This is a genomic window from Pseudomonas taiwanensis DSM 21245, from assembly GCF_000425785.1.
GTDB classification, from domain to species: Bacteria; Pseudomonadota; Gammaproteobacteria; order Pseudomonadales; family Pseudomonadaceae; genus Aquipseudomonas; species Aquipseudomonas taiwanensis.
Genome location: NZ_AUEC01000024.1, coordinates 97,394 through 117,016 on the forward strand (window position 1 = coordinate 97,394; position 19,623 = coordinate 117,016).

Sequence of the window (19,623 nt, forward strand, 5' to 3'; positions counted from 1 at the left end):
CGTTCATCGCTGTCCATCGTGCACGCGAGGGGCATGTCCCTTACGTAGCCCAACAGCCTCTGGTGCGGGGGTGATGGCGTCCGATCGCAAGCTGCGCCAGCTCCCACAGGTTCACCGTGGGAGCCCTTTTCAGGATCTTCAATGAGAATGCCGTGGCACTCCGCCCGTCCTGGCGATCACACGCATGTGTAGCGTCGCCGGCTCCAGGCAGCCGCCGGTGGACAACTGCCCAACGAGTTGGCGATAGAGCTCCTGCCATGGTGTCTGCGAGGCAGGGATGTTCGGCGTCCAGGCTGCACGCCGGCGTGCCACCTCTTCGTCGTCCACCAGAAGGTCGACGCGCCGCTGGTTGAGGTCCACCCGTAGCCAGTCGTTGGTCTGCAGCAGCGCCAGGCCACCGCCGACGGCTGCCTCCGGTGACATGTTGAGGATCGAAGGGCTGGCCGACGTACCGCTCTGGCGTCCATCCCCCAGACACGGCAGCGAGTCGATGCCTTTCTTGATCAGCGCGGCAGGTGGCGCCATGTTGACCACCTCGGCGCTGCCTGGGTAACCCACGGTGCCGGCGCCACGAATCACCAGAATGCAACGCTCGTCGATGTCCAGTTCAGGGTCGTCGATGCGGGCGTGGTAGTCCTCTGGCCCCTCGAACACGATGGCCCTGGCCTCGAAGCTGTTCTCCTTGCCGGGTTCGGCCAGATAGGTCTTGCGGAAGGCTTCACCGACGACCGACATCTTCATGATCGCACTGTCGAAGAAGTTGCCGCTGAGCACGATGAATCCGGCGTTGTGCTTGAGCGGGGCATCGAACGGGAGAATGACTTCGCGATTGCTGGTGACTGCATCGCGAACCACCTCGCCGATGGTCTTGCCGCTGACTGTCGCGCATGCCTCGTGCAGACGGCCGGCCTTGCGCAGTTCGTGCATCACCGCCGGTACGCCGCCCGCGCGGTGGAAGCCTTCACCCAGGTATTTGCCCGCCGGCATGCAGTTGACCAGCAGCGGCACGTCCTCTCCGATGCGCTGCCAGTCGTCCAGCGACAGCTCGATCCCCATGTGCCGGGCGATAGCGATCAGGTGCGGCGGACAGTTGCTCGAAGCGCCCAGGGCCGAAGCCACGGCAATGGCATTCTCGAACGCCTCGCGGGTCATGATCGACGACGGGCGTACGTCCTGCATCACCAGCTCGCAGATGCGTCGGCCGGTGGCATAGGCCATCTGCCCGCGTTCGCGGTAGGGCGCGGGGATGCTTGCACAGCCTGGCAGCGACATGCCCAGTGCCTCGGCCAGGGCGTTCATCGACAGTGCCGTGCCCATGGTGTTGCAGTGGCCAACCGACGGCGAGGCGGCGGTGGTCATCTCCATGAAGCCTTCGTAGTCGATTTCGCCCGCGGCCATCAGGTTGCGCGCATGCCACAACACCGTGCCCGACCCGATCAGCTGGCCCTTGTGGTGGCCATCGAGCATAGGCCCACCGGAGAGCACGATGGCTGGCATGTCCGTGGTGGCAGCGGCCATCAGGCAGGCCGGTGTGGTCTTGTCGCAGCCGGTGGTCAGCACGACGCCATCCAGCGGGTAGCCGTGGAGGATTTCCACCAGGCCCAGGTAGGCGAGATTACGGTCCAGCGCGGCGGTTGGTCGGCGGCTCTGCTCGGCGATCGGGTGCACCGGAAACTCCATGGGGATCCCTCCAGCATCGCGAATCCCCGCCTTGACCCGTTGGGCCAGTTCCAGGTGGTGGCGGTTGCAAGGCGTCAGGTCGCTGCCGGTCTGGGCGATGCCGATGATCGGCCGCCCGGATTGCAGTTCGTCGCGGGTCAGGCCGTAGTTCATGTAGCGCTCGACGTACAGCGCGGTCATGTCGGCGTGGCTCGGGTCGTCGAACCATTGCTGGCTGCGCAACGGGCGTTTCAGGGTATCGGTCATGTCATTCTCTCTTGTATTTATGGGCACCGGTCGGCGTTGCAACACGCTGGCCTGGGCAAGGCTGGGCACCCCTGAGACGGTGCTGCCAATCGCGTTATCACGGGTTTCGGTCGACAGCCAGGTGCCGATCAGGGCTAGCTCAGACAGCGCCAGTGTATAGAGCGTCAGCACCCAGTAGGCCCCACCGGTCAGGCCGACCAGAAGATACCCAGGATCGGCGCCAGGCCGCCGGAGCGCATGGCGCCGATTTCATGTGCCAGGGGTGCCCGTTGCGTCAGTGTTGCAGCAGCCCTCGGGCGGCCAGGTTGCGCATCATCGCGCCGAGGCCGAAGGTCCAGGGGTGGGCCTTGTCACTCGTGGTCACCTGGTTGTGCAACTGGCCCAGCAAGGGGCTGGCGATGCGCACCTGGTCGCCAGGCTTGTGGGTGAACCCCGCACCAGGCAGGTCGCGATCCTCGGTCGGGGCGAACAGGGTGCCGAGGAACAGTAGGAAACCGTCGGGGTACTGGTGGTTTTCATTGAGCGTCTGCCGGACCAGATCCTCTGGGTCGCGACTGATCTGATCCATCGAGCTGCTGCCGATCAGGCGGTAACCGTCGGTGCCTACGACTTCCAGGTCGATCACGCAGCGGCGCACCGCGTCCAGGTCGAAGGTCTCGTCAAACAGTCGAATGAACGGGCCGACCGCGCAGGAGGCGTTGTTGTCCTTGGCCTTGCTCAGCAGCAGCGCGCTGCGCCCCTCGAAGTCGCGCAGGTTGACGTCATTGCCCAGGGTCGCGCCGTGGATGCGACCGCGGCTGTCCACTGCAAGCACCACCTCAGGCTCGGGGTTGTTCCAGGCCGAATGCGGATGCACGCCGATGGCGCTGCCACTGCCGACCGCCGCCAACACCGGGGCCTTGGTGAACACCTCGGCATCCGGGCCGATGCCGACCTCCAGATACTGCGACCACATGCCCTGTTCGATCAGCAGTGCCTTGAGCGCCATGGCCTGTTGAGAACCAGGGCGCACTGCGCGCAGGTTGTCGCCGATCACCGAGCGCACCGTGGCGCGCACGGACTCCGCCTTGCTGGCATCGCCACCAGCCTGCTCCTCGATCACCCGCTCGATCATGCTGGCGGCGAAGGTCACGCCCGCTGCTTTGATCACCTGCAGGTCGACCGGCGCGAGCAGATAGGGCAGGTCGGCGTCGAACGCTTCGCCGCTGTTGCCCAGCAAGTCCTCTACGCTGCCCAGGAAGCGGCCTGGGGTGCTGCGCACTGCCTGCACGGGGTCTTGGCTTTCGAGTAGCTGGCTGAGGGTGGCGAAGCGCTCGGAGAGATCGAACACGCCATCGGCTCGCAGGGTGATCAGCGAAGGGCCCCCAGGTTCGCCGGGGGTCCAGGCGCGACCGATCAGGGTGCCGGTCAGGCCATCCTCGGGCAGGGTGTTGGCGGGCGTGAGGGTTATCGGCATGGCATCAAATCTCTTGGAACAGGAAAGCTGCACGCTAGGCAAGCCGCGCGATAAACTCCAATGGCATCTTTTCACTATTCGATAACATATGGTTATTGCAACAAAGGTGGATCACATGTCGGACCTGTCTTTCTCCCACGTCTGCAACTGGCTCAAGTTCCGCCACCTGTTGCTCATCGACACCCTTGGGCGCACCCACAACATGCACTTGGCGGCGCAGCAGATGAACCTTACCCAGCCGGCGATCAGCAAGATGCTCAAGGAAATCGAAAACCTGCTCGGTTTCGCCCTGTTCGACCGCCTGCCGCGCAGCATGCCGCCCACCGCATTGGGCGAGCAGGTATTGCGCTATGCCCAGGTCGCATTGAACGATGCGCGCAACTTCGTCGATCAGATCGACAGCCTGCGCCAGGGTGGGCACGGCCACTTGAAGGTGGGTGGCATTTTCGCGGCCACCGCCGTGGCGTTGCCGGATGCCATCGTCGAGATCAAGCAGCGCAAGCCATTGCTGTCGATCGAGGTGGTGGAGCAAACCAGCGATCACCTGATGGCCATGCTCGAAGACAAGATCCTGCACCTGGCTGTGGCCCGCTTTACCGACGTGTCCCAGCGCCAGCGCTTCGACTTCCAGCCGCTGGCGCCGGAGCCCTTCTGCTTCGTGGTCAACGACCAGCACCCTTTGAGCAATGTTGGGCCGGTGACCTTGCCACAATTGCTGGAGTGGCCGTGGATTCTCTACCCCAAGGGCACGCCCATCCGCGGACGCATGGAGCGGGCCTTCGCCGAGGCGGGCGTTGCCGTGCCGCGCAACACCATCGATACCATTTCCATGCAGACCTTCCTCAAGGTGCTACTGGGCGGGCCCATGATCGGCATGTTGCCCCAGGCGATGGTCGAGCCGCACCTGGCCAGTGGCGTGCTGGTCAATCTGGACACGCCACTGCACCTCACACCCCAGGACTACGGCATTCTCACCCGCAAGGGTGAGCCCTTGAGCGGCGCGGCCTTGGAATTTGCCGAGATCCTCCTGACGCATGCGCGTCGTGTTTCGGAGGATTGATAACGTTCCGTTATCGGATGATCCCTAAAAGCCATTGGGCAAGAATCGCAGAGCCGCCTAGATTAGCGCCCCATGTCTTTCGTAACGCCGAGGAATCACCCATGACGTCACACGCAGGCCAACAATTCATCGGTGGGGGCCGCCGCGCTACTGGCCAGGCGACCCTTTACAGCATCGATGCGCGCACCGGACAGGCACTGCCCGACGCCTTTCATCAAGCCACGGAACAGGAGGTGGACGCCGCTGCCCGTGCGGCAGCTGCAGCCTATCCGGTCTACCGGGCACTGTCCGCCGCGCGCCGGGCCGAGTTCCTCGATGCGATCGCCGACGCCCTGGATGGCTTGGGTGATGACTTCATCGAAACCGTATGCCGTGAAACGGCCTTGCCCCCCGCGCGTATCCAGGGCGAGAGGGTGCGGACCAGCGGCCAGCTGAGGCTGTTCGCCACCGTACTGCGACGAGGTGATTTCACCGGCGCTCGCATCGATCGTGCACAGCCCGAGCGTCAGCCAGTGCCTCGCCTGGACATCCGCCAATGCCGCATAGGCCTGGGGCCGGTCGCCGTCTTTGGCGCCAGCAACTTCCCCCTGGCATTCTCGACGGCCGGTGGCGATACCGCCGCAGCGTTGGCCGCCGGCTGCCCCGTGGTGTTCAAGGCACACAGCGGCCACATGGCCACGGCGCAGTGGGTCGCCGAGGCGATCGTCGGCGCTGCTGAACGCTGCGCCATGCCGGCGGGTGTATTCAACATGGTGTTTGGCGGCAGGGTCGGCGAGGCGTTGGTCAAGCACCCTGACATTCAGGCCGTCGGCTTCACCGGTTCGCTCAAGGGGGGGCGTGCCTTGTGCGATATGGCGGCGGCGCGACCTCGACCGATTCCGGTATTCGCCGAAATGAGCAGCATCAACCCGGTGCTGGTGCTGCCCCAGGCGCTGGCCGTTCGCGGCGAGGCCGTGGCACGTGAACTGACCGCTTCGGTGGTATTGGGATGTGGACAGTTCTGCACCAACCCAGGCTTGGTGCTGGGGGTACGCTCAGCGCAATTCAGCGCCTTCGTCGAGCACCTGTGCGCACAGATGGCCGAGCAGGCGCCGCAAACCATGCTCAACGCCGACACCCTGGCCAGCTACGCCCGGGGGGTAGACACCCTCAAGGCGCGGGCCGGCATCCGCCTTCTTGCAGGGGCCGAGCAGCAGGGTAACCAGGCCTGGCCTCAGCTGTTCCAGGCCGATGCGCACTTGTTGCTGGAGGGGGAGCCGCTGCTGCAAGAAGAGATCTTCGGCCCGGCCACGGTGGTGGTTGAACTGGCTGACCAGGACCAGCTTGTTGCCGCGTTGCACGCGCTTGGCGGCCAACTGACCGCCACGCTGATTGGCGAACCCGGCGACCTGGCGCAGGCCGCGCCTTGGGTGGCGGTGCTCGAACAGAAGGTTGGCCGGGTGCTGGTCAACGGTTACCCGACTGGCGTCGAAGTCAGTGACGCGATGGTTCATGGTGGCCCGTATCCGGCCACCTCGGACAGCCGTGGCACCTCTGTCGGCACGCTGGCGATCGACCGCTTCCTGCGTCCGGTGTGCTACCAGAACTTCCCTGATGCACTGCTTCCCGAGGCACTGCGCGACGCCAACCCCCTGGGGCTGCTGAGATTGGTCGACGGCCAGCCCACCCGTGAACCGATTCGCTGAACACTGCTACCGATAGGCGCAATACCACCGGGTGCGGTCGTACCCGGTGCTCATTCGATAACAACAACAGGCATGCACGACATGCCAAGAGGCTTGGCCATGGCTCAACACAATGTCGCCCCCGCCCCCGATCAGGCGTTCGAAGATCGCACCTACCGCAAGGTCATCTTGCGTATCCTGCCAGTCCTGTTGCTGTGCTACATCGCAGCCTACCTGGACCGGGTCAACATCGGCTTTGCCAAACTGAGCATGCTCGATGACCTGCAGTTCAGCAACACCGTGTACGCCCTGGGCGCGAGCGTGTTCTTCTGGGGCTATTTCCTGTTCGAGGTACCGAGCAACCTGCTGTTGCATCGCTACGGCGCGCGCTTCTGGATCGCGCGGATCATGCTGAGTTGGGCGATCATTTCGATGGCCGTCGCGTTCACCCAGCCGTTGGCAGGGTTTTTCCACGTCGAGTCCAGCACCATGTTCTATGTGCTGCGCTTTCTGCTGGGTATTTGCGAGGCTGGTTTTTTCCCTGGAGTAATCCTGTACCTCAACTACTGGTTCCCGACTCATCGGCAAAGCCGAGTCATGTCGGGCTTTTTGATGGCGATGCCTGTCAGCCTCACCCTCGGCGGCATGCTGTCGGGTTGGCTGATGACCCGAATGGATGGTTGGCATGACCTGGCGGGGTGGCAATGGATGCTGCTGATCGAAGGCTTGCCCTCGGTGATCATGGCCGTGGTGGTGTTCACCTGCCTGTGCGACAACATCGACAAGGCTGGTTGGCTGTCGGATGCGCAAAAGCAATTGCTCAAGGCCAACCTGCAACAGGAGGAACACGGTAAGGTCTCGCGGTTGGGCGATGTATTCTTCAACCCGCGAGTCTGGTTGCTGGTCTTGATCCTCCTGACGTTCAATACCGGTTTCTATGGCTTGGCCTTCTGGATGCCGTCGATCATCAAGAGCGCGGGCGTGACCAGCAGCCTGGAGATCGGCTTGTTGACCGCCATTCCTTACAGCGTGGCGGTCATTGCGATGTTCCTGAATGCGCGCCATTCCAACCGTACGGGCGAGCGCCGCTGGCATGCAGCGATACCTGCGTTCATCGGCGGCTGTGGTTTGATGCTCAGCGCCGCGTTCGCAGATAACGTCATGCTGTCGATTGTTTTCCTCACGGTTGCCGCTTCTGGTGTGCTGAGCCTGATGCCGATCTTCTGGACGCTGCCAGGCACCGTGTTGTCGGGAGTCGCGGCGGCGGCGGGCATTGGCATGATCAACGCGATTGGCAACTTGTCCGGCTTCACCGGCTCGATGATCACGGCAGTGGCGGAGAACCTCACTGGCAATATCAACAACGGCACCTACGTGCTGGGCTTGTGCCTATTCATCAGTGGCATGCTCATCCTGGCGATACCTGCTGCAATGCTGAAGCGGTCCGGCGTCGAGCGACGTACGCAAATGGAGCCGGAGATGGCATGAGCACCTTGCATACCAGGACGCCGAGGCCGGTGCTGTTGATGCTTACGCAATGGGGAAAGCGTTCGGCTAGGCGTCTTGCGTGATCTGCTGCAGCCATTCCCTTGGGCTCGTGCCTACCTTTCGGCGAAAGGTGCGGGCCAGCGCTGACGGACTTTCGTAGCCGACCTCATCGGCAATCAGGGCGATGGGGCGGCCTTCGCGCAGGCGCTTTTGCGTCAGGCTGATTCGCCAGTTCGCCAGGTAATCCGCGGGGGTGACACCCACGGTGTCGCGAAAGTGCGTAGCAAAGCTTGCGCGTGACATGCCTGAGCGATCAGCCAGCTGCGCCACGGACCAATTGCGCTGTGGCTCGTTGTGGATACTCACCAGCGCGCGGGACAGCTGAGCATTGGCCAACCCGGCCATCATCCCCGAGGCAATGCTGCGGCTGGCGATCAGATGGCGAAGTAGCTGGATCACCATCAGCTCGAACAGCCGATTGAGGATGACATCCCGTCCACATTCGTCGCCGAAGGCCTCTTCGAACAACCAGTCGAGGGTGCCATCGAGGCCCTGCAATTCGCGCAGTGGCTTGATGATGAAGTCCGGCAAAGCCAGGGTCAGCGGATTATTGGCCCCGCCATCGAACTGCAAGGTAGCGCACACCAATTCTGCTTCATCTGCCTCGCTGGCCAGCAGCTGATGCGCCTGCGGCCGCACCGCCAGAATCAGGCTGGGTTCGGTCAGCTCGGTGAGCTGGCCGCGCGCGCCGCTGAAGGCCAGACGCCCTGAACGCAGCAGATGTGCGTGGCCGAGACTGTGTTGCCCATCAAAGCCGGTCGTTCCACAGAAACCACCCTGGTGGAAGGTGGACGCGTGCAGGTTGAAGTGCTTGAGCAGTGTCGATAATCGGTCCATGGCGCACTCGAATTTAGACGATCTGTTGCAAATATTCGACGATCTGAATCCGAAAGGATAGTCCACCTCCCTAAGATTGGCTCCAGGCTTGATCGACAAGCTGGCTAATCAACCTACTGGAGAACTACCATGACGCGTATCGCTGCTCTCTCGCTGGACCACGCTCCTGCTGGCTCGCGCACAGCCCTCGAAGGCATTCAAAAAGGTCTCGGCTTCATTCCCAACGCCTTCAAGACCCTGGCTCACTCCCCGGCTGCGCTCACGGGCTACCTGGGCCTCGCCCAAGCCTTGGGCAAGAGCTCACTGAGCGCCGCCGAGCGTGAAGTCGTTGCCCTTGCCACCTCGCAAATCAATGGTTGCGACTACTGCCTGGCTGCACACGCCTTCTTTGGTGCCAAGGCTGGTCTGAGCGATGAGGCCATTGGCCAAGCCCGCAGCGGCACACTCAGCGCAGTTGCAGCGCTGGCTCACCAGATCACCGAGAGCCGAGGCCAATTGAGCGACGAGCAGATCGCTGCGGCACGCGAGGCCGGTCTTGACGATGGCAAGATCGTGGAGGTGGTGGCACAGGTCACGTTGTTGACCCTGACCAACTACCTGAACAACATCGCCACTACCGAGATCGACTTCCCGCCGTCGGCACACTAGGAGGTACGCTGGCAAAGCGCCCAGAAGTCGGGGGGAAACCCACTGCGCCTTACCAGGGGGACCGGATATCCTGGGGGGGAATCAGGCGCAAGCGGTGGATGTCCAGTGAGACATCCTGTCGCCTTGACGCTGGGCCCTGCAATTTGTTTGTGCTGGCATTTCAGATACAATCGGCGAAACGATTCAGCCATGTCGGTCAATACGACAAAAGGCTGGGTCGTTTTCTGGTTCTCTGGCTGCTGAACAATGATCAACAACAAGCCTGCGCTGAAGAACAAGCAATACCCGGGTTAGCCACAGACCCCCTTCGTTCTACTGACTGGAATTGATCAATGTTCAAGAAAGCTGGCAAGACCTTGCTGGGTCTGGCTGTCGCTGCAAGCTTCATGCAAGCGCACGCCGAAGAAACCAAGAAAGTCGATGTGCTGCTGGTCGGCGGCGGCATCATGAGCTCCACCCTGGCCGTGTGGCTGCACGAGCTGGAGCCAAGCTGGTCGATGGAAATGGTCGAGCGCCTGGACGGCGTCGCCGAAGAAAGCTCCAACGGCTGGAACAACGCCGGTACCGGCCACTCCGCGCTGGCCGAACTGAACTACACGCCGGAAGACAAAGACGGCAACGTCAACATCTCCAAGGCCATCGAAATCAACGAAGCCTTCCAGATCTCGCGTCAGTTCTGGGCCTGGCAGGTACGCCAGGGCGTGTTGAAGAACCCGCACTCGTTCATCAACACCACCCCGCACATGAGCTTCGTGTGGGGCGACGACAACATCAAGTTCCTGAAGAAGCGCTATGACGCGCTGCAGGCGAGCCCGCTGTTCCGCCCGATGCAGTATTCCGAGGACCACGCGCAGATCGCCAAGTGGGTCCCGCTGATGATGGAAGGCCGCGACCCGAACCAGAAGCTGGCCGTGACCTGGACCCCCATCGGTACCGACGTCAACTTCGGCGAGATCACCCGCCAGTTCGTCGGTCACCTCAAGACCCAGGACAAGTTCGACCTGAAACTGTCCACCGAAGTGCAGGACATCACCCGCAACGAAGACGGCTCGTGGCACGTCGAGTACAAGAACCTGAAGGACGGTACCGAGTCGGCTACCGATGCCAAGTTCCTGTTCATCGGCGCCGGTGGCGGCGCGCTGAAGCTGCTGCAGAAGTCGGGCATTCCTGAAGCCAAGGAGTACGCAGGCTTCCCAGTGGGTGGCTCGTTCCTGGTCACCGAGAACCCGACCGTGGCCATGCAGCACATGGCCAAGGCCTATGGCATCGCCTCGACCGGCGCGCCGCCCATGTCGGTTCCGCACCTGGACACCCGCGTACTGGACGGCAAGCGCGTGATCCTGTTCGGGCCATTCGCTACCTTCTCGACCAAGTTCCTGAAGAACGGCTCGTACCTGGACCTGCTGAGCAGCACCACCACCCACAACGTATGGCCGATGGCCAAGGTGGGTATCGACCAGTACCCGCTGGTGGAATACCTCGCCGGTCAGTTGATGCAGTCTGACGACGACCGCTTCGAAGCCCTGCGCACCTACTTCCCGAACGCCAAGAAAGAAGACTGGAAACTGTGGCAGGCTGGTCAGCGCGTGCAGATCATCAAGCGTGACGAAGCCCAAGGCGGCGTGCTGAAGCTGGGTACCGAAGTGGTTGCCTCGCAAGACCGCACCATCGCTGGCCTGCTGGGTGCCTCGCCAGGCGCCTCGACTGCAGCGCCGATCATGCTGCATGTGCTTGAAACCGTGTTCAAGGAGAAGGTCGCGACCCCTGAGTGGCAGGCCAAGATCAAGCAGATCATCCCGAGCTACGGCACCAAGTTGAACGATTCGGCGGCGGCTACTCAGAAAGAGTGGAACTACACCGCTGAAGTGCTGCAACTGGAGAAACCGCCGGTGATCGACCAGAGCGTCGGTACCAGCACCGGTGTGAGCCAGCCGCTGGAAAGTAAGCCCGAGAACGACATGGCGCTGTAAGCGGCAGCGTCGTGAACGAAAGCCACGGGGGGTGACCTCGTGGCTTTTTTTTTGGCTTGGGTAGGCAGTGATGGAGCCTGCAGACGCGAGTTCACCCGCGAAAGGGCCGGTGCGGGCACCGAGAAGCTCGTTCGTTCTCTACACCTGCCGCAGGATGCACCCCAGCAAGCCAGGGAAGCGCTCATCGAGCATTTCGCTACGCAGTGAATTCATGTGCGTGGTGCCGACGTTGCGCGTATGCACCAGCCCCGCATCCCTCAATACCCGGAAGTGATGGGACATGCTGGATTTTGGCCGACCGCCGTCCAGCTCGCCACAACTGGCCTCGGCCACGCCTGCCAGATGGCGCACGATCTCCATGCGCACAGGGTCGCTCAGGGCGTAGAGCACGCGCTCCAGGATGAGGTCTTCGGGGTTGGGATGTTTGTAGGCTCGCATGGTCGCCATGATAACGGGGGTTTCACAAATTGCCATAGTTCGAATATGATCGAACTATCGTAAATGTCGTTAACCCTTGGAGTCTGTCCATGTCCGCGCTGTTCGAACCCTATACCCTCAAGGATGTCACCCTGCGTAATCGCATCGCGATCCCGCCGATGTGCCAATACATGGCCGAGGACGGCATGATCAATGACTGGCACCATGTGCACTTGGCAGGTCTTGCCCGGGGTGGTGCTGGCCTGCTGGTGGTCGAGGCCACGGCAGTATCGCCAGAAGGGCGCATCACCCCCGGTTGCGCGGGCATCTGGAGCGATGCGCATGCCGAAGCTTTCGTCCCGGTGGTGAAGGCGATCAAGGCCGCAGGCTCGGTGCCGGGCATCCAGATCGCCCACGCCGGCCGCAAGGCCAGTGCCAACCGCCCCTGGGAGGGCGATGACCATATCGCTGCCGACGACGCCCGAGGCTGGGACACCATCGCCCCTTCGGCCATCGCCTTCGGTGCCCACTTGCCGAAAGTACCCCGTGCGATGACCCTGGAGGATATCGCACGGGTCAAGCAGGACTTCGTCGACGCCGCCCGCCGTGCCCGCGATGCTGGGTTTGAGTGGATCGAACTGCACTTCGCCCATGGCTACCTGGGCCAGAGCTTCTTCTCCGAGCATTCCAACCGGCGGACCGATGCCTATGGTGGAAGCTTCGAGAACCGCAGCCGCTTTCTGCTGGAAACCCTCGCCGCCGTGCGCGAAGTGTGGCCAGAGCACCTGCCGCTGACCGCGCGTTTTGGTGTGCTGGAATATGACGGTCGCGACGAGCAGACCCTTGAAGAGTCGATCGAGCTGGCGCGCCGTTTCAAGGCGGGTGGCCTGGACCTGCTGAGTGTCAGCGTCGGTTTCACCATTCCCGACACCCACATTCCGTGAGGGCCCGCCTTCATGGGGCCGATTGCCCAGCGTGTGCGCCGTGAGGCGGGTCTGCCGGTGACTTCGGCGTGGGGCTTCGGTACGCCACAGTTGGCGGAAGGGGCACTGAAGGCCGATCAGCTCGACCTGGTGTCGGTGGGCCGCGCCCATTTGGCGGACCCGCATTGGGCGTATTTCGCGGCCAAGGAACTGGGGGTCGATAAAGCCTCGTGGACCTTGCCAGCGCCATATGCACACTGGCTCGAGCGCTATCGCTGAGCGGCCCTTTCGCGACGCAAGGCCGCTTCCACAGGTGGACGCGGCCTTTGCAATGGGGATCAGAACCGGTCCAGCCGGTAAGCTTCCATCTGCGATCCCCTCTTACCCGCCAGCATTTGCGCAATCCATTGCGCCGTCACCGCCGCTTGGGTCAGCCCCAGATGCTGATGCCCGAACGCCAATATCACCCGTCCTTCGCACACCTGGTCGATCACCGGCAACGAGTCCGGCAATGATGGCCTGAAGCCCATCCATGGCGTGGCCCCCTCGATGCTCAGGTCTCGCCGGAACAACCCTTTGCTCAAACGGTGCAACTGCCAGGCACGCTGCATGCTCGGCGGCGCGTCGAGCCCGGCGAATTCCACCGTGCCGGCCAGGCGCAGGCCCTCGGCCATGGGCGTCATGATGAACTTGCGTTCGAACGAGGTGACGGCGAACGGCAACCGCTGCTGCTCGTCAGGCAACATCAGGTGGTAGCCGCGCTCGGTGTCCAACGGCACCGGTTTGCCGGTCAGAGCGCTGGTGAGTTTCGCCGAATGGGCACCACAGGCGATCAGCACCTGGCGCGCCTTGAGCTGACGTTGGGCGGTGGCCAAGGTCACGCCATGCGCTTCCAGTGTGGCTCCCACGACTTCATGGCGAGCGAACTGCATGCCACAGGATCGTGCAGCGTCGAACAGCTCGGCGACCACGCGGTGAGGGTCCAGGAAATGCCCGGTACGGGGGAAGAACAAGCCGCCCTGGATCTGCGCATTGAGCTGCGGCGCCGCCGTCTGAACAGCAGAACCGGACCAGTATTCCACCGGCACGGCCTGCTCACGCATGCGCGCCTGCAGGGCATCGAGCGCCTGCCGCGTTTCCGGTCGCTCGAACACCAGCAACGAGCCATCTTCCTTGAAAAGGTCGTTGCGCCCGATCGACCCCAGCAACCGCTGCCATGCCCCCAGGCTGGCTTCGTTCAGCGCCCGGATGCCGGCCACACTGCGTTGGAACGGTGCCGGCCGCAGGTTGAGCAGCAGGCGGGTGAACCAGGGTAAGGCCTTTGGCAGGTACTTCCAGTCCAGCCGCAACGGGCCCATCGGGTCCAACAGCATGCGGGGCAGGCGCTTGAGTATCGACAGGTCGGCGATAGGGAACACCTGCTCGGTCGCCAGGTGTCCGGCATTGCCGTAGGAGGCGCCAAGGCCTGGTTGCTGACGGTCGATCAGCAGCACGCGGCGGCCTTGTCGGGCCAGTTGCAGGGCACAGGCGACTCCGACGATGCCGGCGCCAACCACGGCGATATCGGTTTCAAGGGTTTCGACCATGGCTAGCTTTCCCGTCTACCGTCGAGCAGGCGGCGCAACTGCAACGGATTGTCGTGCTTGAGTGCCGGCGGCAGCAGTGCATCAGGCATGCCCTGGTAGCACACCGGGCGCAGGAAGCGCAGGATCGCCGCAGTACCGACCGAGGTGCTGCGTGCATCGGATGTGGCCGGGAACGGCCCGCCATGGACCATGGCATCGCACACTTCGACGCCGGTCGGCCAGCCGTTGACCAGAATGCGCCCGGCCTTGCGTTCAAGTGTCGGCAGTAGGGCACGTGCGCGGCCGATATCGGCATCGTCCAGGTGCAGCGTGGCGGTGAGTTGGCCCTCCAGGTGTTCGGCAACTTGGCGCATCTGCTCGTCATTGTCGCAGGCCACCACCAACGAAGCCGCGCCGAACACTTCTGCCTGCAACGCCGGGTCGGCAAGCAATGCACTGGCCTGGGTGATGAACAGCTGCGCCTGGCACTGGTTCGGGCCAGTGTGCGGCTTGCCGCTGGCCGCATGCTGGGCATTGGCGTTCGCGGCCAGGGCGCCGACGCCGGCTTCATAGGCGGCGAAGATGCCAGGGGCGAGCATGGTCTGTGCGTCCGCCTGCCGGAGCTGCTCGCTGGCTGCCTGGATGAAGCGTTGCAGGGCCTGCCCCTGGCGAGCGATCACTAGGCCGGGGTTAGTGCAGAACTGGCCCGCGCCTTGGATCAACGAGGCGACGAAGCCTTGGGCCAGTGCCTCGCCACGGGCTTGCAGCGCGGCTTCGAACAGGAACACCGGGTTGATCGAGCTCATTTCCGCATAGACGGGGATAGGTTCCGAGCGCGCCTGGGCAGCCTGGCACAAAGCGATGCCACCGCTGCGCGAGCCGGTGAAGCCGACAGCCTTGATACGCGGGTCGCTGACCAGGGCGATGCCGACTTCACGGCCTGCCCCGTACAACAGCGAGAACACGCCCTCGGGCAAGCCGCAGTGTTTCACGGCGCGGGCCACGGCATGGCCGACCAGCTCGCTGGTACCAGGGTGGGCGCTGTGGGCCTTGACCACGACTGGGCAACCAGCGGCCAGTGCCGAGGCGGTGTCGCCACCGGCAACCGAGAAGGCCAGCGGGAAGTTGCTGGCGCCGAACACCGCCACCGGGCCCAGGGCGACCTGGCGCTGGCGCAGGTCGGGGCGTGGCAATGGCTGGCGCTCGGGCAGGGCGTTGTCGACACGCACGTCCAGCCATTCACCTGATCGTATGACCCGGGCAAAGGTGCGCAGTTGGGTGCAGGTTCGACTGCGTTCGCCCTGGATGCGCGCCTTGGGCAAGCCCGTCTCGGCGACGGCGCGGTCGATCAGGGCATCGCCCAATGCTTCGATCTGCTCGGCGATGGTTTCGAGAAAGCGGGCGCGTTGTTCCAGCGTGGTTTCGCGATAATCGTCGAACGCTGCCCAGGCCAGTGCACAGGCTTGAGCCACGTGCTCGCCTGTGCCGCCGGCATACGCCGGTTCCAGAGCCTGGTGGGTGGCAGGGTCGATGGCGCGAAGCGCTTCGCGGCTGCCGGTCACGGCGTTTTGACCGATCAGCAGGTTACCTGTCAGGTGCATGGGGCTTCCTTCGAAATCTGAATCAGAGCTTGGGGCGCGATGCGCCGCGAAAGGGCTGCGCAGCAGCCCCCCTAGAGTCACGCAATGTTCTGTTCGGCCGACCAGTTGGCGTACCACTGGCGGAACAGCGCGTATTGTTGTTCGGCATAGTTGCGCTGGGCGTCGGTGAGTACGTCGGTTTCGTTGAAGTGCAGGGTGTATTCGCTGTCGCCGTTGAGCACCATCAGGTGCTTGTAGTACAGCACCAGGTCGCACCCTTCATCGAACGACGACAGTACCGCCAGCGCCGACTCCAGCTCACGGGCCAGGCGACGGGCCTTGGCGTCGCCCTTGGCGGCCTGCTTGCTCAGGCTCACCAAGTGCAGCACTTCGCGGGGCAAGGCATTGCCAATGCCGGTGATAGCGCCCGTGGCGTTGCAGTTGACGAAGCCATGTACCACTTGGGTGTCGACACCGACCATCAGGGTCACGTCGTCGTCCTTGGAGGTGATGTGTTCGGCAGCGTAGCGCAGGTCGGCGCCGCCGCCGAACTCCTTGAAGCCGATCAGGTTCGGGTACTCGCGGCGCAGTTCGAAGAACAGGTCGGCACGGGTGGCGAAGCCGTAGTAGGGGCTGTTGTAGATGACCGCTGGCAGTTTCGGCGCAGCCTGCAAAATGGCGGCGAAATGGTGCTTCTGGGCGATCAGCGAGGCGCCACGGGACAGCACCCGTGGAATCACCATCAGGCCGGCGGCACCGACCTTGGCGGCATGGGCGGCGTGCGACACCGCTTCACGGGTATTCACCGCACCCGTGCCGACGATGGTCGGGATGCCGGCCGCCACCAGGCGCGCAACGCCTTCCTGGCGCTCGGCCTCGGTCAGCAGCGGCCAGTCACCCATCGAGCCGCAGTACACCACAGCGCTCATACCGGCTTCGATCAGCTCGCGGCCCTTGCGCACCAGCGCATCGAAATCCGGTTTGCGCGCGGCGGTGCAGGGGGTCATCAGGGCAGGCATGCAGCCGGTGAAGATGTTGTCGGTCATGGTAGTCACTCCTAGCGGTAATCAGGTGTCGAGGGTTGAAGCCGGGGCGGTTCAGATGCCCCAGGCGAAAGGGTCTTGTTCGTCGATCAGCAGGGTGGCGTCGGCGGTCATGTGGGCGCGACCGGTGATGAACGGACGGATGCGCTCGCCCTCACGCTCGAAGCGGCCCTGGAACTGGCTGCCGGTGATGCTCGCCTGGGTCCAGGTCTGGCCTTCGGCGAGCTTGCCGTCGGCGGCCAGGCAGGCCAGTTTGGCGCTGGTGCCGGTGCCGCAAGGGGAGCGGTCGTAGGCTTTGCCGGGGCACATCACGAAGTTGCGGCTGTCGGCATTGGCGTCGTCGGCGAACAACTCCACATGGTCGATGGGCGCACCGTCTTCACCGGTGATACCGCGCGCTTCCAGGGCCTTGAGCAGGGTCCAGGTGTAGTTGGTCAGGGCCTCGACGTTATCCAGCTCGATGCGTTGGCCGTGCTCGGACACCAGGAAGAACCAGTTGCCGCCCCAGGCGATGTCGCCGTGCACTACGCCGTAACCGGGCACTTCGACTGCGACCTGCCGGCGATAGCGGTAAGCGGGTACGTTGCCGACGGTCACGGCGCCGTCCTCGTGCAACGTGGCGCTGACCTGGCCGACCGGGGTGTCGATCTTGTGCACGCCGGGTTCGATCAGCCCCAGGTGCTGCAGCGAGGCGACCAGGCCGATGGTGCCGTGGCCGCACATGTTCAGGTAGCCGGCGTTGTTGAAGAAGATCACCCCGCAGGTGGCGTCAGCCGATACCGGTTCGCAGTACAGCGCGCCGACCAGCACATCGTTGCCGCGTGGTTCCAGCAGGCAGGCGCGGCGCCAATGGTCATGCAGCTCGCGCAGTTCGTCGCGTTGCTCGGCCATGCTGCGGCCACTCAGCGAGGGGAAGCCATTGATCACCAGGCGAGTCGGTTCGCCGCCGGTATGGGAGTCGATGACATGGATGCGTTTCATGGTCGTGTCCATTGAAGAAGGGCCAGGGTTCAAGAGGCGACCGCGACAGGGCGGTGGCCAGGGTGCGGTTCGGCGCTGGCTTCGCTTTCGTCGTCACCGTCCAGGCGCACCAGGTGGGCCGGCACGCCGGTCGTGGCGCCCCAGTGGTAGATGCCCAGCGCGCAGGCGGCGACGACCAGGGTGTCCATCGGGTGCCCGATGACACCCAGTCCGCCGAAGCTGCCGAGCCAGGACAGCAGGATGGTCACGGCGTAGAAGCCGATCAGCCAGGCGGACGAGCGCACCTGTTGGCCAAGCGAGAGATGCTGGGTGGGCACGAAGCGGCCGCACAGCAGGTACAACACGAACATCACGATCTGCAGGGCCAGCAACCACGACACGGTTTTCCAACCCGACCAGTAGACGATCAGCGCGGCGATGATGAACGACAGAGGGCCGAGCACACCCATGCCCTTGACCCGGAAAGGACGGTGCATGTCCGGGGCGTTGCGGCGCAGGGCGGCGACCGAGACCGGAGCTACGGCATAGCTCAGAACCAGAGCGGCCGAGACGACGTTGATCAGCGCTTCCCAGGATGGGAACGGCAGGGTCCAGAATACCGACAGGCCGAAGGTAAGCCACAGCGCAGGACGTGGGATGCCGGACTGTTCGTCGATGCGGGTGAAGACCTTGAAGAAGGTGCCAGTCTGCGCCCAGCCATAGACCACGCGTGGAGTGGCGTTCATGTAGATGTTGCCGCAGCCGCTGGGCGAGATCACCGCGTCGGCCACCACCAGGTAGGCCAGCCAGCCCACACCCAGCGCCAGGGCGATATCACGGTAGGGCAGGGCCAGTTCCTTGGTCACGCCGGCCCAGCCATTGGCCAGCATCTCGGTCGGAATGCTGCCGAGGAACGCCAGTTGCAGCAGCACGTAGATCGCAGTGGACAGCAGCACCGACAGGATCAATGCGATGGGAATGGTGCGCTGGGGGTTCTTCACTTCGCTCGCGACCGAGATGATCGGCGTCAGGCCCAGGTAGGCGAAGATGATGCCACCGGCGGACACTGCCATTTCCACGCCCGACAGTCCGAACGGGGCGAAGCCCTGGACCTCGAAGTTGGCTGGCTTGAAGAAGGTGAACAGCACGCCGATCACCAGCAACGGCACGATGAACTTGAACACGCTGACCAGATTGTTGGCCTTGGCGAAGGTCTTAACGCTGCGGTAGTTGAGCAGGAAGAACACGCAGAGCAGGCCGAACTGCACCAACCAACCGAGGAGCGTCGGGTCGCTCGAGCCGGTCTTGGTCAGTTCGGGAAACCATGCTGCCGCGTATTGACGCGAGGCGACCACCTCGATGGCGACGAGACTGGAAAATGCGATCAGGGTGATGAACCCCATGAGGTAGCCGAGCAACGGGCCGTGGGAGTAAACCGGGTAGCGCACAACGCCTCCGGCGCGGGGCAGGGCGGCACCCAGTTCGCAGTAGACGATGCCCAGCAGCAAGACGGCGAACCCGCCGAGGAACCAGGAGAAAATACCGGCAGGACCGGCGATGGCCGATACGTGGCTGGCGGCGAACAGCCAGCCTGAACCGAAGATGGCGCCAAGGCCGATGAAGGTGAGGTCGAGCAATGACAGCTGTTTCTTGAATTTGCCTGACATGGGTTCGCCTTTTTGTTGGTTATTGGATAGGCAGGTCTGATGTCACGATGTGCGGCTTTTCTGGCCGCGCTCTTGTAGGTGTGGTGCGGCTTGCGTGGGGCATAGAGTGGACTGGGGGAGGGGATGGGTTCTTGATGGTTTTCTGCAGGGTGGGTGACGAAATCGGCACAATTGCGAAAAGCGCTGGCGATTCGTTCGTGCGCTTGGATAGGCTGTAGGCATCGTGGCGTGTTGGCTGTAGCGCAACCGCATCGCGAGCAAGGCTCGCTCCTACAAGGCAATGTGCGCCTGTCACAGTCACAACAGGCCCGTAACGAGCGTAGGAGCGAGCCTTGCTCGCGATGCACCGCACAGGCGGT

General features: G+C 63.5%; 14 protein-coding genes and 1 pseudogene. 6 read left to right on the forward strand and 9 right to left on the reverse strand.

The window, feature by feature from the left end:
- Nucleotides 1–138: 138 nt before the first annotated feature.
- On the reverse strand, nt 139–1,926 hold the full coding sequence (locus tag H620_RS0111905; protein ID WP_027907413.1) for an IlvD/Edd family dehydratase: 1,788 nt from the start codon (nt 1,924–1,926) through the stop codon (nt 139–141).
- Nucleotides 1,927–2,200: 274 nt separating this feature from the next.
- Complete coding sequence (locus H620_RS0111910) at nt 2,201–3,382, reverse strand: fumarylacetoacetate hydrolase family protein (protein WP_027907414.1); 1,182 nt, start codon at nt 3,380–3,382, stop codon at nt 2,201–2,203.
- Nucleotides 3,383–3,497: 115 nt separating this feature from the next.
- Here H620_RS0111910 and H620_RS0111915 point away from each other — a divergent pair, with 115 nt between their 5' ends.
- The 3 genes from H620_RS0111915 to H620_RS25745 all read left to right on the forward strand — a co-directional run bounded on the left by H620_RS0111915 (nt 3,498) and on the right by H620_RS25745 (nt 7,594).
- Nucleotides 3,498–4,442 (forward strand): LysR family transcriptional regulator, encoded by a 945-nt coding sequence (locus tag H620_RS0111915; protein WP_027907415.1) that lies wholly within the window; start codon nt 3,498–3,500, stop codon nt 4,440–4,442.
- A 101-nt stretch (nt 4,443–4,543) separates the two neighbouring features.
- Nucleotides 4,544–6,127 carry an aldehyde dehydrogenase (NADP(+)) gene (locus tag H620_RS0111920; protein WP_027907416.1) on the forward strand — a complete coding sequence of 528 codons (1,584 nt, stop codon included), beginning with the start codon at nt 4,544–4,546 and terminating at the stop codon, nt 6,125–6,127.
- Between the two features lie 81 nt (nt 6,128–6,208).
- Nucleotides 6,209–7,594 carry an MFS transporter gene (locus H620_RS25745; protein WP_049818778.1) on the forward strand — a complete coding sequence of 462 codons (1,386 nt, stop codon included), beginning with the start codon at nt 6,209–6,211 and terminating at the stop codon, nt 7,592–7,594.
- A gap of 66 nt (nt 7,595–7,660) precedes the next feature.
- Here the strand turns inward: H620_RS25745 and H620_RS0111930 are convergent, their stop codons facing one another.
- Complete coding sequence (locus tag H620_RS0111930; RefSeq protein WP_027907417.1) at nt 7,661–8,491, reverse strand: AraC family transcriptional regulator; 831 nt, start codon at nt 8,489–8,491, stop codon at nt 7,661–7,663.
- A 129-nt stretch (nt 8,492–8,620) separates the two neighbouring features.
- Here H620_RS0111930 and H620_RS0111935 point away from each other — a divergent pair, with 129 nt between their 5' ends.
- Nucleotides 8,621–9,139 (forward strand): carboxymuconolactone decarboxylase family protein, encoded by a 519-nt coding sequence (locus H620_RS0111935; RefSeq protein WP_027907418.1) that lies wholly within the window; start codon nt 8,621–8,623, stop codon nt 9,137–9,139.
- 332 nt (nt 9,140–9,471) lie between these two features.
- Nucleotides 9,472–11,109 carry a malate dehydrogenase (quinone) gene (mqo, locus tag H620_RS0111940; protein ID WP_023381787.1) on the forward strand — a complete coding sequence of 546 codons (1,638 nt, stop codon included), beginning with the start codon at nt 9,472–9,474 and terminating at the stop codon, nt 11,107–11,109.
- A gap of 138 nt (nt 11,110–11,247) precedes the next feature.
- Here mqo and H620_RS0111945 read toward each other — a convergent pair whose 3' ends face one another.
- Nucleotides 11,248–11,583 carry an ArsR/SmtB family transcription factor gene (locus H620_RS0111945; protein ID WP_023381786.1) on the reverse strand — a complete coding sequence of 112 codons (336 nt, stop codon included), beginning with the start codon at nt 11,581–11,583 and terminating at the stop codon, nt 11,248–11,250.
- 53 nt (nt 11,584–11,636) lie between these two features.
- On the opposite strand from H620_RS0111945, the pseudogene xenA reads away from it, so the two are divergent.
- Nucleotides 11,637–12,728 (forward strand): annotated as a pseudogene (xenA, locus tag H620_RS0111950) (xenobiotic reductase XenA).
- Nucleotides 12,729–12,787: 59 nt separating this feature from the next.
- Here the strand turns inward: xenA and H620_RS0111955 are convergent.
- The 5 genes from H620_RS0111955 to H620_RS0111975 all read right to left on the reverse strand — a co-directional run bounded on the left by H620_RS0111955 (nt 12,788) and on the right by H620_RS0111975 (nt 19,264).
- Entirely contained in the window at nt 12,788–14,035 is a 1,248-nt protein-coding gene (locus H620_RS0111955) for an FAD-dependent oxidoreductase (protein ID WP_023381784.1), read from the reverse strand.
- A 2-nt stretch (nt 14,036–14,037) separates the two neighbouring features.
- On the reverse strand, nt 14,038–15,615 hold the full coding sequence (locus H620_RS0111960; RefSeq protein ID WP_023381783.1) for an aldehyde dehydrogenase (NADP(+)): 1,578 nt from the start codon (nt 15,613–15,615) through the stop codon (nt 14,038–14,040).
- Between the two features lie 77 nt (nt 15,616–15,692).
- Nucleotides 15,693–16,640, reverse strand: coding sequence for a dihydrodipicolinate synthase family protein (locus H620_RS0111965; protein WP_023381782.1), 948 nt, complete (start codon nt 16,638–16,640; stop codon nt 15,693–15,695).
- A 51-nt stretch (nt 16,641–16,691) separates the two neighbouring features.
- Nucleotides 16,692–17,618, reverse strand: a complete 927-nt coding sequence (locus H620_RS0111970) for a 4-hydroxyproline epimerase (protein WP_027907419.1) — start codon at nt 17,616–17,618, stop codon at nt 16,692–16,694.
- A gap of 29 nt (nt 17,619–17,647) precedes the next feature.
- The gene (locus tag H620_RS0111975; protein ID WP_023381780.1) at nt 17,648–19,264 is read right to left on the reverse strand and encodes an APC family permease; all 1,617 of its coding nucleotides are present in this window, start codon (nt 19,262–19,264) and stop codon (nt 17,648–17,650) included.
- Nucleotides 19,265–19,623: the final 359 nt, after the last annotated feature.